General features: G+C 41.5%; 15 protein-coding genes. 9 read left to right on the top strand and 6 right to left on the bottom strand.

All coding sequences use genetic code 11. From position 1 onward, the window contains the following. Nucleotides 1-26: 26 nt before the first annotated feature. Nucleotides 27-590 carry a YqaA family protein gene (locus NSQ23_RS15465; RefSeq protein ID WP_091700107.1) on the bottom strand — a complete coding sequence of 188 codons (564 nt, stop codon included), beginning with the start codon at nucleotides 588-590 and terminating at the stop codon, nucleotides 27-29. 196 nt (nucleotides 591-786) lie between these two features. On the opposite strand from NSQ23_RS15465, the gene pta reads away from it, so the two are divergent. Next, nucleotides 787-1,770, top strand: coding sequence for a phosphate acetyltransferase (pta, locus tag NSQ23_RS15460; protein WP_339172041.1), 984 nt, complete (start codon nucleotides 787-789; stop codon nucleotides 1,768-1,770). Further along, entirely contained in the window at nucleotides 1,770-2,594 is an 825-nt protein-coding gene (locus NSQ23_RS15455; RefSeq protein ID WP_339172040.1) for a biotin/lipoate A/B protein ligase family protein, read from the top strand. The genes pta and NSQ23_RS15455 overlap by 1 nt, the downstream gene beginning before the upstream one ends. A 26-nt stretch (nucleotides 2,595-2,620) precedes the next feature. Here NSQ23_RS15455 and NSQ23_RS15450 read toward each other — a convergent pair whose 3' ends face one another. Next, nucleotides 2,621-3,292 carry an RsfA family transcriptional regulator gene (locus NSQ23_RS15450; RefSeq protein ID WP_339172039.1) on the bottom strand — a complete coding sequence of 224 codons (672 nt, stop codon included), beginning with the start codon at nucleotides 3,290-3,292 and terminating at the stop codon, nucleotides 2,621-2,623. A 145-nt stretch (nucleotides 3,293-3,437) separates the two neighbouring features. On the opposite strand from NSQ23_RS15450, the gene NSQ23_RS15445 reads away from it, so the two are divergent. The 3 genes from NSQ23_RS15445 to NSQ23_RS15435 all read left to right on the top strand — a co-directional run bounded on the left by NSQ23_RS15445 (nucleotide 3,438) and on the right by NSQ23_RS15435 (nucleotide 5,607). After that, nucleotides 3,438-3,662, top strand: coding sequence for a DUF1450 domain-containing protein (locus NSQ23_RS15445; RefSeq protein WP_003397078.1), 225 nt, complete (start codon nucleotides 3,438-3,440; stop codon nucleotides 3,660-3,662). A gap of 97 nt (nucleotides 3,663-3,759) precedes the next feature. After that, nucleotides 3,760-5,082 (top strand): HD domain-containing protein, encoded by a 1,323-nt coding sequence (locus tag NSQ23_RS15440; RefSeq protein ID WP_339172037.1) that lies wholly within the window; start codon nucleotides 3,760-3,762, stop codon nucleotides 5,080-5,082. Nucleotides 5,083-5,094: 12 nt separating this feature from the next. After that, the gene (locus NSQ23_RS15435; RefSeq protein ID WP_004893122.1) at nucleotides 5,095-5,607 is read left to right on the top strand and encodes a hypothetical protein; all 513 of its coding nucleotides are present in this window, start codon (nucleotides 5,095-5,097) and stop codon (nucleotides 5,605-5,607) included. Between the two features lie 10 nt (nucleotides 5,608-5,617). Here NSQ23_RS15435 and NSQ23_RS15430 read toward each other — a convergent pair whose 3' ends face one another. After that, nucleotides 5,618-5,806: a 2-hydroxymuconate tautomerase gene (locus NSQ23_RS15430; protein ID WP_003397075.1), complete on the bottom strand. Its 189-nt coding sequence runs from the start codon at nucleotides 5,804-5,806 to the stop codon at nucleotides 5,618-5,620. Between the two features lie 131 nt (nucleotides 5,807-5,937). Between NSQ23_RS15430 and NSQ23_RS15425 the strand changes: the two genes are divergently transcribed. Both NSQ23_RS15425 and NSQ23_RS15420 read left to right on the top strand, forming a co-directional pair. Continuing rightward, entirely contained in the window at nucleotides 5,938-6,606 is a 669-nt protein-coding gene (locus tag NSQ23_RS15425) for a site-2 protease family protein (RefSeq protein WP_339172035.1), read from the top strand. 17 nt (nucleotides 6,607-6,623) lie between these two features. After that, nucleotides 6,624-7,130 carry a YwhD family protein gene (locus NSQ23_RS15420; protein WP_004893119.1) on the top strand — a complete coding sequence of 169 codons (507 nt, stop codon included), beginning with the start codon at nucleotides 6,624-6,626 and terminating at the stop codon, nucleotides 7,128-7,130. 138 nt (nucleotides 7,131-7,268) lie between these two features. Here NSQ23_RS15420 and NSQ23_RS15415 read toward each other — a convergent pair whose 3' ends face one another. After that, a complete protein-coding gene (locus tag NSQ23_RS15415; protein ID WP_339172031.1) occupies nucleotides 7,269-9,320 on the bottom strand; it encodes a PBP1A family penicillin-binding protein in 2,052 nt (683 codons plus the stop codon). A gap of 176 nt (nucleotides 9,321-9,496) precedes the next feature. Between NSQ23_RS15415 and speE the strand changes: the two genes are divergently transcribed. Both speE and speB read left to right on the top strand, forming a co-directional pair. Beyond that, on the top strand, nucleotides 9,497-10,324 hold the full coding sequence (gene speE / locus NSQ23_RS15410) for a polyamine aminopropyltransferase (protein ID WP_004893116.1): 828 nt from the start codon (nucleotides 9,497-9,499) through the stop codon (nucleotides 10,322-10,324). A gap of 12 nt (nucleotides 10,325-10,336) precedes the next feature. Next, nucleotides 10,337-11,209 (top strand): agmatinase, encoded by an 873-nt coding sequence (speB, locus tag NSQ23_RS15405; protein WP_339172028.1) that lies wholly within the window; start codon nucleotides 10,337-10,339, stop codon nucleotides 11,207-11,209. Nucleotides 11,210-11,396: 187 nt separating this feature from the next. Here speB and NSQ23_RS15400 read toward each other — a convergent pair whose 3' ends face one another. After that, nucleotides 11,397-11,912 carry a VanZ family protein gene (locus NSQ23_RS15400; protein ID WP_230456263.1) on the bottom strand — a complete coding sequence of 172 codons (516 nt, stop codon included), beginning with the start codon at nucleotides 11,910-11,912 and terminating at the stop codon, nucleotides 11,397-11,399. Nucleotides 11,913-12,015: 103 nt separating this feature from the next. Beyond that, nucleotides 12,016-12,474: a hypothetical protein gene (locus NSQ23_RS15395; protein WP_064221095.1), complete on the bottom strand. Its 459-nt coding sequence runs from the start codon at nucleotides 12,472-12,474 to the stop codon at nucleotides 12,016-12,018. Nucleotides 12,475-12,923: the final 449 nt, after the last annotated feature.

Raw genomic sequence — 12,923 nt, 5'->3', positions numbered from 1 at the left:
ATGTGTTTCGTTTATGACAAACCGCACTATTTCAATCGTTTGTAAATGAGGAAAGCGATGACCATGACTATTCCGCCGACGATCGTAATCGTTGTGAAATGTTGTTCGATAAATGATTTCGCTTGAGCGCCTAAGATGAAAATAATGAGCCCTTCGGTGAAAAAGCGCGCTCCGCGGCCGATGAACGACCAAAAAAGCAACGTGCGAATGCTGACGTTTGAAATGCCTGAGAAAATGGTAAATACTTTATACGGAATAGGTGTAAATCCTGCGATGACAATCGCCATCGCTCCGTATTGTTGAAAGTATTGATCGACTTTGTCCATTTTTTCATCAGAAATAAAATAACGCAAAGCCGGTCTGCCAAATTTTTTCCCGATATACCATCCAAGCAAGGCGCCAAGTACGGAAGCGACGGTCGTTAAAAACGAAAACCATAATGCCTTCTCCGGCTGCGCGAGGCTTAACGGAATTAATAACACATCAGGCGGGATAGGGAAAAAAGAAGATTCCGTAAATGAAACGATAACTAAACCAATGACGCCAAACTCAAGCAACCATTGTTCAATGTGATGAATCCATTGTGACATACGTAACGCTCCTTTGTATTGTACATGTTTTTTAACAAATATATCACTTTTTAAGTGATATATCACTCGAAATAAAAAAACAGAATTATTATAAAAAAAAGACTATTTTCGTTTGCGGCGTAATTCATTGCTTTTCGTCTCAATAAGAGTATTCTAATAGATAGACGAATTTTTTTAAACTAAGGAGGAACATTTCGTGAGTGATTTATTTGCAGCCTTAAAACAAAAGGTGGCAGGAAAAAATGTAACGATCGTGTTTCCAGAAGGATTAGATGAGCGTATTTTAACAGCTGTCGGACGTCTAGCGGAAGAAAATGTATTACAGCCGATTGTCATCGGCGATCAAGAAGCTGTCGTTCAAAAGGCGAAAGAGCTCGGCTTGACATTGGAAAAAGTAGAAATCGTTGATCCGCGCTCATATGAAGGAATGAATGAAATGGTGGCGGCTTTTATTGAACGCCGAAAAGGGAAAGTCACAGAAGAAGATGCTCGCAACATTTTACTTGATGAAAACTATTTTGGCACAATGCTCGTCTATATGGGAAAAGCGCACGGTCTTGTTAGCGGCGCCGCGCATTCGACGGCAGATACTGTACGTCCCGCGCTACAAATTATTAAGACGAAACCGGGCATTCGTAAAACGTCTGGCGTATTCATCATGGTGCGTGGCGATGAAAAGTACGTGTTTGCAGATTGTGCCATTAACATCGCTCCAGATAGCCAAGATTTAGCAGAAATCGCTGTAGAGAGTGCACAAACAGCGAAAATGTTTGATATTGAGCCGCGTGTAGCGATGCTTAGCTTCTCAACAAAAGGATCAGCGAAATCGCCAGAAACAGAAAAGGTCATTGAAGCGGTGCGCCTTGCAAAAGAAATGGCGCCAGATTTAACGCTCGATGGCGAGTTTCAATTTGATGCGGCGTTCGTACCTTCAGTTGCGAAAAAGAAAGCGCCTGATTCTGTCATTCAAGGCGATGCCAACGTTTTTATTTTCCCGAGTTTAGAGGCGGGAAATATCGGCTACAAAATTGCCCAACGTCTCGGCAACTTTGAAGCGGTCGGTCCAATTTTACAAGGATTAAATCAACCGGTAAACGACTTATCGCGCGGATGTAATGCCGAAGATGTGTACAAATTATCGCTTATCACAGCAGCGCAGGCGCTAGCGGCGATGGAATAATGAGCGAATTGTTGCGACAACAAACGTGGCGCATTATCGATCATTCGAGTCTCGGCTCATTGTTTGATGCTAAGCAGTCATTTGCATTCGATGATGCGCTTTGCGAATCGGTCGGTAACGGTCATTCACAACCGATTGTTCGCTTATGGGTGCATCATCATACCGTTGTACTCGGTATTCAAGATACGAAATTACCGCATATTGAGAGAGGACTCGCCTACTTACATGAACAAGGGTGGCATACGATCGTTCGCAACTCCGGTGGGTTGGCGGTCGTACTAGATGAAGGGGTTTTAAACGTTTCACTTATTTTTCCTGATACAAAAAAAGGAATTGATATTGATCGTGGATATGAAGCGATGGCGGCACTTATTGCACGCATGTTGTCAGAAGTGCATGTACAAGCGGGGGAAGTTGTCGGTTCGTACTGCCCGGGAAGCTTTGATTTAAGCATTGATGGAAAAAAGTTTGCAGGTATTTCACAGCGGCGCATTCGAGGTGGTGTCGCGGTGCAAGCGTATATATGTGTAAGTGGAAGCGGCGCCGCAAGAGCGGAGTGGATTCGCCAATTTTATGAGCGCTCGCTAGCAGGAAAACAAACGAAGTTCACGTATCCGACGATCGTTCCGCATACGATGGCGTCGCTTAGTGAATTACTCGGCAAAGAAATGACCGTTTCATCACTCATTATGCGCTTGTACGAAGCGCTCCAATCGTTCGGGAGTAGGCTCGAGCCGTCATCGCTTACCTCGGAAGAATGGGAGCGATATTACATGTATTTTCAGCGCATGATTGACCGTAATGAGATGATGTTGCCGAAATAAAAAAGCTGTCCGATGCGACAGCTTTTTTACTCGGCAATCTTTTCGATTTTTTCTAAATTTCCGTTGCGGTCCATTTTGAAAATAGGGGGCTTAAACTCATCTTCTGAAATTTCCATTTGTCTTGCGCGATTAATAATGCGTGCCATCGTTCCGTAATCTTCGCGTAATTCTTCATTTTCTTTTTGTAGTTTTGTAAATTGTTGTTCTAGTTGTTTATATTGTTGTTGTAGTTGTTCGAGCTCAAGTTTTAGCTGCTTATTTTCTACTAGCGCTGTTTCTTGACCGATATACGATTGTTTTAAAGAGTGCAAAAAAGCAATGACATGGTCAAGCGTTAAATGATTCGTCTCAACATGTTCATATGCATTCGTCTCGACTTGTAACGGTTCCATTCCTAACTCCTCAAGTGAAGGAACAGGTGGTGTATAGAGCGGTCGCTTTCGCAAGGCATGCTTATTTCCGAGTGCTCGCTGCCGTTGTTTACGGAACTTCTTTGCCATTTGTAGCGATTCTTCGTACTGTTGACGCACGACTGCATTCCAGCGAAACCCGCATGCCGCTGACGTGCGGTTTAATTTATCGCCCACTTCTTCAAACGCATTTAACTGCGTGCTCCCTTCGCGCACATGGCGAAGCACTGTTTCAGCTAACAATAAATCCTCTTCTTCAGTCCAAGCATCTTGCCGCTTTTTTGACATATGAAAAACTCCTTTCACATTCTTTTACTTTTATAATCACCAAAAAAGGAAAAAGATATACTATTTTTCAAAGGAAATAGATGCAACTTGCATTGTTTGTATATAAGCGTTAGAATACTCGTTAGCGAAAAGGAGTGAGGACGGTATGCAAAATGAATTTCGCGTCTGTGATGACTGTCAAGCAACAAATTTAAAAACGTTGTTGCCAAGGTTAAAAAAATTAGACCCGAACGCGACTATTGAAATTGGCTGTCAATCGTATTGCGGTCCTGGTCGAAAAAAAGTGTTTGCGTTCGTCAACAATCGCCCTGTATCAGCGATGACGGAAGATGAATTAATTGAAAAAATTGCTGCGAAGTTGAAAAAATAAAAAAATCGCCTTTGTTTAAAAAGGTGATTTTTTCTTTATTTCATGAAAAAGGAACGCTTTGTTTTTTACGAAGAACGCTCTATAATAAAGCTATGTTATGGACGGAAGAGAGGGAGAGAGATTGTATCCCAACGAAAAGTTAAGCGAAGAGAAAGTGTTTAAAGATCCGGTGCATCGGTATGTGCACGTGCGTGATAAAGTCATTTGGGATTTAATTGGCACAAAAGAATTTCAACGGCTGCGTCGCATTAAACAGCTCGGCACGACGTATTTGACGTTCCACGGCGCGGAGCATAGCCGCTTTAATCATTCGCTTGGCGTATATGAAATTGTGCGCCGCATCGTTGACGATGTGTTTGCTGGTCGACCGGATTGGGATGAAAATGAGCGTTTGCTTTGTTTATGCGCTGCGCTTTTACACGATTTAGGGCACGGGCCGTTTTCGCATTCGTTTGAAAAAGTGTTTCATCTTAATCACGAACAATTTACGCGCGCAATTATTTTAGGTGATACGGAAGTGAATGCGGTGCTCCGTCGCGTATCGTTTGATTTTCCGAAAAAAGTGTCGGAAGTCATTGCGAAGACGTACGAAAATAAGCTCGTCGTTAGCCTTATTTCAAGTCAAATTGACGCCGATCGTATGGACTATTTATTGCGCGATGCATACTATACAGGCGTCAGCTACGGGCATTTTGATATGGAGCGCATTTTGCGTGTCATGCGTCCCCGCGAAGAGCAAGTCGTCATTAAACGAAGCGGCATGCATGCGGTAGAAGATTATATTATGAGCCGATATCAAATGTATTGGCAAGTATATTTCCATCCCGTCACGCGTAGCGCCGAAGTCATTTTGACGAAAATTTTGCACCGTGCGAAACATTTATATTTAGCCGGTTATACATTTCAAACACCTCCTGTTCATTTCCAATCTCTTTTTCATGGAAATATGCAACTAGAAGACTACTTGAAACTAGATGAAGCGGTAACATTATATTATTTTCAACAATGGCAAGATGAACGAGATACGATTTTAAGCGATTTATGCCGTCGTTTTATGAATCGCAATTTATTTAAATACGTCGAATTTCAACCGACGAATGAGGAAATGAAAAAGCTAGTGGAATTGACGACGTTGTTTAAGAAGGCAGGCATCGATCCGGATTATTATTTAGTCGTTGACTCTTCATCCGATCTTCCGTACGACTTTTATCGTCCTGGTGAAGAAGAGGAGAGGCTCCCGATTTATTTGTTAATGCCGAATGGGGAGTTGCGTGAATTATCGCGGGAATCAACGATTGTTGATGCGATTTCCGGGAAGCGTCGCACCGATCATAAATTATATTTTCCGCAAGATTTTCTCGATGATTTATCGACGAAACGAAACGTGAAGAAAAAAATTAAACAACTTTTATATGAATAGGAGATGAGGGCGTTGCTTTTCGAGCATGCGAAAATGTTGAAAGCGTTAGCAGCAGTAGGGGAAATTGTCGGTCGAAAAAAACTACAAAAAATGATTTACATTGCGAAAAAGATGAAGTTTCCTTTTTATGAAAAGTTCGATTTTCATTTTTACGGTCCGTATTCGGAAGAATTGACGTTGCGTATGGAAGAGTTATGTAACGTTGGCTTTGTGCAAGAAATGAAAGAAAAAAAAGGAGGTTACTATCAATATCGTTACGTGTTGACGGAAGCGGGCGAGCAGTTTTTGACGCACTATCATTTGGACATGCCTGATTTAGACGTTTGTTTACGCAGTTTAAATGAACAAAGTGCAAGATTTTTAGAGCTAGTTTCGACGATTTTATATTTTGAAGATTTAAGTAAAGATGAAGTGAAAGAAAAAGTATTTACATTAAAAAGCAAGCAGCGATATACGGAGGAAGAAGTGGAAGAAGCGTATCGTTACATCGAGCAGTTGCGTGCACAAGCGTACATAAAAAGCTGACCCCCACAGGTCAGCTTTCGTCGCTTAATCGCTTTCCGCCAATCGCATAATGATTTTTCGACATTTCTTCAATAAAGACGACAATTTTTTCTTTCGGTGCACCTGTCGTTTCCGCAACGGCTTCTGTTACTTTCTCAACGAGCGCTCGTTTCTGTTCTTCTGTGCGTCCTTCAAGCATTTTTACTGTTACATATGGCATCTCCACCGCCCCTTTCCTCTTCATTCGACAATCGTTATTATATCATGAATCGACCGTTCTCAGTAGTGCTTCCCCTTGTTTTTCGTGTATAATAATCAAAAAATGAAAAAAGTTTGAAAAGGAGAAGGATCGTGGACCAATTTTTAGCATATCCGCTTCGAGAAATACCGTATGTTGTTTTGGCGCTTGCGCTTGCATTTTCAGTCCATGAATTTGCCCATGCCTACGTCGCGTATAAATTTGGCGACCCGACGGCAAAGGAGCAAGGGAGGCTGACGCTGTCGCCGCGCGCCCATTTAGACATTCTCGGAACGTTGCTTATTTTTATCGCTGGATTTGGCTGGGCGCGTCCAGTGCCTGTCAATCGTGGCTATTTCCGTCATCCACGCGTGGCGGGTATTCTCGTTTCTGTCGCTGGCCCGCTCAGCAATTTGTTGCTTGCGGCTATCGGTTTTGCTTTATGGTATGGAATGATTCGCATCGGCATATTTGACTTTATTCCAATATGGTTTCGAGACGGGTTGTATCAGTTTTTTGAAATTTATATCGGATTGAATATTTTACTGTTCGTTTTTAACTTATTGCCGTTTCCTCCGCTTGACGGGTATCGCATCATCGAAGATTTAGCGCCGATGCATATACGTGCCAAAATGACACAATTTGAAAATTATGGAGCGCTCATTTTTTTAATTCTTATTTTTACGCCATTAGACCAATATACGATTCAACCGATTTTTCATGTCGCTATTCCAGCGGTTGCCCAATGGTTGCAAGGCATATTCTCAACGCTTATTTTGTAAGGAAAGGATGATCGATCGTGGAAGAGAAAAAAAAGCCGATGTTTAACATTATTAAAAAAGAGCCGAAAGTGCACGGAACGTTTGGTACAGGGGTGCTTAGTTTGGCGAACGTTTCTCCTGTCATTATCGATGTTGAAGCAGGCGAAGCGTTTATTGATATGGGAGCGATGCATGCGCGCAGCGTCGTAGAGAAAGGCATTAAGTTCACACCAAATCGTGATGAAGTGCCAAACGGCAAGCCTTATTGGCTCGTCTGGGTAACGATTGATCAGGCGGAAGAAGGGGCGTATTATGCCGGGGTGACGGCATGCGAAATGACGGTCGATCGCGAGGCGCGTCGCGGATATAAATCGCTTCCCGAACATGTGAACCGCATGGACAAATCGTTAAAGCGTCATATTATTGTCGATCATATGGATGCGCGGTCAAAAGAGGTGTTAGCTTCGTTTTTACAACAACATAACCGCGACATGTGGGAACGCTCAAGCGAGGAGTTAAAACGTCAGCTTCAAAATCATGGATAAAATGTGACGGTTTTGTGAACGGAAACCTATGTATACTTGTCGTTGAGTGGGAAAAGGAGTAAACTAAAAGTACAAATGTAACACATGATAAAACTAGGACGCATAAACGCCCAAGCACACGCGCTTGGGCGTTTATGTTTAAAACCAGTCGAACAGTCGCTTAAACCATGAATCTTTTTCTTTTTTCTTTTTCTTCTTTTTCTTTTCTGCCGGATGGTCTTTGCAGTAGTCTGTCGGTTCTGTACCGACGACATAGTAGCTTAACCGTTTGATCGGACAAGCGGTTGTCGCAAGTTTCCCACTATGAGGATCGACATATACGCCAACGACGCCTTCTGGCGGTTCGAATGTCGCGACTTTTCTTCCGCGTAAACTATCTTCCATAAAATTGACCCAAATATGTTTGGCGTATTGTTTTTCGTCTGTGCGATCAATCGTTTCATCTCGGTCATATCCCGTCCAGACGGTTGTGACAAGTTGTGGTGTGAAACCGATCATCCAACTATCTGTTTTCGTCGTCCCAGATTTTCCAGCATACGGACGGGTCATGCGCGAAATAATCGATTGTCCCGTCACAGACGCATAATCGTTAAGCGTTGGATCAAACATGCCTGTCATTAAATGTGTCGTGACGAAAGCGAGCGCTGGATCAAGTATTTGTTCATCGTTTGATTGTTGTTCATATAGCACTTTTCCTTCGAAGTTTGTCACTTTTTTAATAAATACAGGTTCGACCTTTTTTCCACCGTTGGCGATAATGCTGTAGGCGCGTGCCATATCCATCACCTTAACGGGCGACGTCCCGAGGGCGAGCGATGGCACTTGTTTCAGTTTGCTTGTAATGCCAAGTTGTTTCGCGATGGCGACAAGCTTGTCTTGTCCGAGCAACAAATGCGTTTTTACGGCATAGACGTTGTCAGATAAGGCAATCGCTTGAGCGAGTGTAATTGTATCGTTCGCGTAATAGTTGTTAAAGTTGCGCGGTGCATATGTCGAACCGTCTTCAAGTGTAAACGTCGTTGGTTCGCTACGTAACAACGTTGATGGGGTAAACCCATGTTGCAGTGCAACGTAATATAAAAACGGTTTGAATGTTGAACCGGGTTGTCGCTCTGCTTGTGTGGCCCGATTAAATGGACTTTTCTCATAGTCACGCCCTCCGACAAGTGCTTTCACTTCACCTGTTTTCGGCTCCATCGCGACAAGCGCCACTTGAATGTTAGACTGCGAATGAATCGTTTCTTTTATTTTTGCTTCTGCGATTGCTTGCATGTCGATATCGAGCGTTGTATATACGCGCAATCCGCCCATTTCAATCGTTTCTTCATCGAATCCGAGCGTCGTTTTTAACATTTGTTTGACCGCATCTTGAAAATACGGGGCGATCGTTTTTGTTTTCATATGCTCGCCGTTTGAAAAATGAAGCGGTTCATTTGCTGCTTTTTCGGCTTCTTTCTCGGATAAAAATTTTGCCTCGACCATCGAATGTAAGACAATGCGTTGCCGCTTTTTTGCTCGTTCCATATCGACAAGCGGCGAATAGTAGCTCGGGCCTTTCGGAATGCCTGCGAGCATCGCTGCTTCCGCTACGGTTAAATCGCGGGCCGATTTTCCGAAATAAAAGTTTGCGGCTGCCTCAATGCCGTATACACCATGTCCGTAATAAATGGTGTTTAAATATCCTTCTAAAATGTCGTTTTTTTCGTAGTTTGCTTCCAGTTGAATCGTATATAGTGCTTCTTGTATTTTTCGCCACCACGTCTTTTCGTAGCTTAAAAATAAGTTGCGTGCATATTGTTGTGTAATGGTGCTTGCTCCTTGCACTTTCGCCATTGCTTTAATATCTGCGATGATTGCCCCAGCGATGCGCTTCAAGTCGAAACCGTAGTGGTCAAAAAATTTTCGATCTTCCACCGCAATCGTCGCTTCAATGGCGTGTTGAGACATATCGGATAGTTTTATCCAATATCTTTTTCCTCCGTAATGATTTTCACCAATTTTCGTTCCGTCTTCTGCATAAAAAATTGTGGATTGCGGAACGGCTAAAGGGGGAGGGCCTTTCCATTTCGCAAATATAATAAGCCCGGCGATCGTGAGTGTGCATAACAAGCTAGCAACAAAGGCGAACAAAAGAAAGAGTCGCATATATTTAAACGTTCGTTTCCATCGTTCGATGGCAATCGTCTCCATAGCCATCACCTCATTTTTTACGTTTACAATTTAGTATAAAAACATTTTTATTTTTTTAAACGTTTTCTAGCAATTTTTACTTGAAATTTTGCTAGATTGCTCTATACTTTTTCATGTTTAGCATTTTATTTTTCGGGCATGATGAGCGGTGCATTATTGACGAAAGGGTGTTCAATATGGAACTTTGGTTTACTGAAAAACAGACGGACAACTTTGGGATTACAGCACGAATTAAACGCACTTTACATACAGAGCAAACAGAATTCCAAAAGCTCGATATGGTCGAAACAGAAGAATTCGGGAACATGCTTATTTTAGACGGAATGGTGATGACAACGCAAAAAGATGAGTTCGTCTATCATGAAATGGTGGCGCACGTTCCGTTATTTACGCATCCGAATCCAGAAAACGTTCTTGTTGTTGGTGGCGGAGACGGCGGTGTCATTCGTGAAGTGTTAAAACATCCGAGCGTGAAAAAAGCGACGCTTGTTGAAATTGACGGCAAAGTGATCGAGTATTCGAAAAAATATTTGCCGGAAATCGCCGGTCAATTGGACGACCCACGCGTTGAAGTGAAAGTAGATGACGGCTTTATGCATATTGCGCAAAGTGAAAACAAATATGACGTCATTATGGTTGACTCGACAGAACCTGTTGGCCCAGCGGTGAATTTATTTACAAAAGGGTTTTATGCAGGCATTGCGAAAGCGTTAAAAGAAGACGGTATTTTTGTTGCGCAAACAGACAACCCTTGGTTTAAAGCAGATTTAATTCGCACCGTTCAACGTGATGTGCGCGAAATTTTTCCGATTACGCGTTTATATATCGCAAACATTCCGACGTACCCAAGCGGTATGTGGACGTTCACCCTCGGTTCGAAAAAGTATGATCCGCTTGAAGTAAGCGATGACCGTTTCCATGACATTGAAACGAAATATTACACAAAACAGCTTCATAAAGCGTGCTTCGTATTGCCGAAATTCGTTGAAGACTTAGTGAAGTAAGGGGGGAAGACGATGCGGTTTGATGAAGCTTATTCTGGCAACGTATTTATTAAAAGTCATCCGAACTTTGAAGAAAGCCAAGCGGTCATTTACGGGATGCCGATGGACTGGACAGTTAGCTACCGCCCAGGCTCTCGTTTCGGTCCAGCACGCATTCGCGAAGTGTCAATCGGGCTTGAGGAATATAGCCCATATTTAGATCGCGAGCTCGATGAAGTGAAATATTTTGATGCAGGGGATATTCCGTTGCCGTTTGGCAACGCGCAACGCAGTTTAGATATGATTGAACAGTTTGTTGATCGCGTGTTAGAAGCTGGGAAATTTCCGCTCGGTCTTGGCGGCGAGCATTTAGTGTCTTGGCCGGTCATGAAAGCTGTATATAAAAAGTATCCAGACTTAGCGATTATTCATATGGATGCTCATACGGATTTGCGTGAGCATTACGAAGGCGAGCCGTTGTCGCATTCCACGCCAATTCGCAAAATTGCTGAGCTCATTGGGCCGAAAAATGTATATTCTTTCGGTATTCGTTCTGGAATGAAAGAAGAATTTGAATGGGCGAAACAAAACGGCATGTACATTGCGAAATTCGATGTGCTTGAACCGTTAAAAGAGGTGCTCCCAACGCTTGCAGGCCGCCCGGTATATGTAACAATCGACATTGACGTATTAGATCCAGCGCATGCGCCAGGGACGGGCACAGTCGATGCGGGCGGCATTACGTCAAAAGAGCTATTAGCTGCCATTCACGCCATCGCTCGTTCAGATGTGCGCGTTGTCGGAGCAGATTTAGTTGAAGTTGCACCTGTGTATGACCATTCTGAACAAACAGCCAACACAGCAAGCAAACTCGTGCGCGAAATGCTTCTCGGTTGGGTGAAATAAAGATCAATCCCTGTCGGTGAGACAGGGATTTTTCAATGGGGAAGGAAAGTATAAAATTTTACGATAAGGAGGCTCACTGTCTAGCTCCAATTCCCACCAGTGTCGTGTGTTTTGTCCTCTTTTTTGGTTGTAACATATTCACTGTAGGAAACAAGGGCAATACTTTTTTATCTTTAGGTAGTTTTGTTTATCGTTTATTATGATGAATAATAAAGTTGACGAGTGAACTCCTTTTTATGTCTTTATTAATCTTAGAGTAATTTTCTACAAACAAAACAAGTACACGATATAAATAGTAACCGATCCAAATACCGAATGTATTCATTAAAATGTCATTAATATCTACAATTCGTTCGGAATATGATGTTAGAATAAATTGAATTAGCTGTAACCCTTCAATGACAAGAGGAACAAGTAAACTCCAAAGGATCTTTTCTTTGGAGTTTACTTTTTTTATAAAAGGAAATATGATCCCAAAAGGAACGGTCATAAAAATATTCAGTATATAATTGATAGGTGAGCGATGTAGGTTAATAAAAGGTACCACATTTATTATTTCATCTATGTTTTGCTTAAAGGAATTGCCAAGAAACAAGGTGATAGGGAATTGTGTATATTTAATTAATAAACATATATAAAGAAAGAAAGATGATAAAAAAAAGAATCGTATACGTTCTTTTCTGAACTTTATCCATATAAACATAACACCCATGGCAAAAAAAATAACAAAAAGCGGTCCTTCGAAATATATTCTCATAAAATACCACCTTAAAAGAAATGGTTTTAATAAAAGGTTTAGAGAGTTTCTATGGTGTAGATAATTTGCCGCTACCGACTATTTTCCACCCATTATTGCTTTTTACTATAACTAAATAGTATTTTGAAGAATCAGAATCTAATTTTGATGGAAAAGATTCTTTTATTTTTGACACATTACTTTTATCATTGTTTTTTGATACATAATGATTCACACACCCGTAGCTAGTATCAAACCCTGTTTTTTCTCTGTAAAGACAATAAGTTACTGTTTCTCCTGGCGGGGTGATGCCATCAGCCCAGTTTTCTTTGCTGCCGTTGTAAAAAGCGTGACCATCTATTGTAGCTGTTCCTTTGTTTAAAGTGTGATATATTCCGTTAGCCTTTCCATCAACTATATAAACAGCATTATAAGAGTACGAAGAGGATATTGCCGATACAATGATGGGAGTTAGCATCACAATCGATATGAGTAACATCATAGATATTGTAAAAATTCTTGGTTTCATCATTCGCCCTCCTAAAATTTCTTTCATTTTCCTGCTTCATTATTATAAACTTTTTTTCTATACATGTATATCCGTATATTCCACAATTTTTTCATTTTAAATATTTGTATATGTTTTATCGAAAATGGGCAATTGTAATTTTCTTACATTTGGTAAAAATAAAGGCTCTTTACCGAAAGTTGTACTTGACTATTTCAGGACACCTCTTCCCTATACTTATAAGGAAAAATAAGTAAAAATATTTTTGGACACGAAGGCTCAAAAAATCCCTCTCTTTTCAAGTGTATGTTGTGGTGATGAAACAAAATAAAGTGAAACTTGTCAGTTTTGCACATAGAAAAGTACAGATAAAATGTTTGGGAAAGAGAAAATGCGCAACGAACTTTGGATCATTGGCGAGCTATTGCATGTATGCGCCTCTTTTTCTATACTTAACTACAGTCACAACA

The organism is Anoxybacillus sp. FSL W8-1294, from assembly GCF_037965005.1.
Lineage (GTDB): Bacteria > Bacillota > Bacilli > Bacillales > Anoxybacillaceae > Anoxybacillus > Anoxybacillus flavithermus_G.
This window is presented reverse-complemented; position numbering and strand designations above follow the sequence as displayed.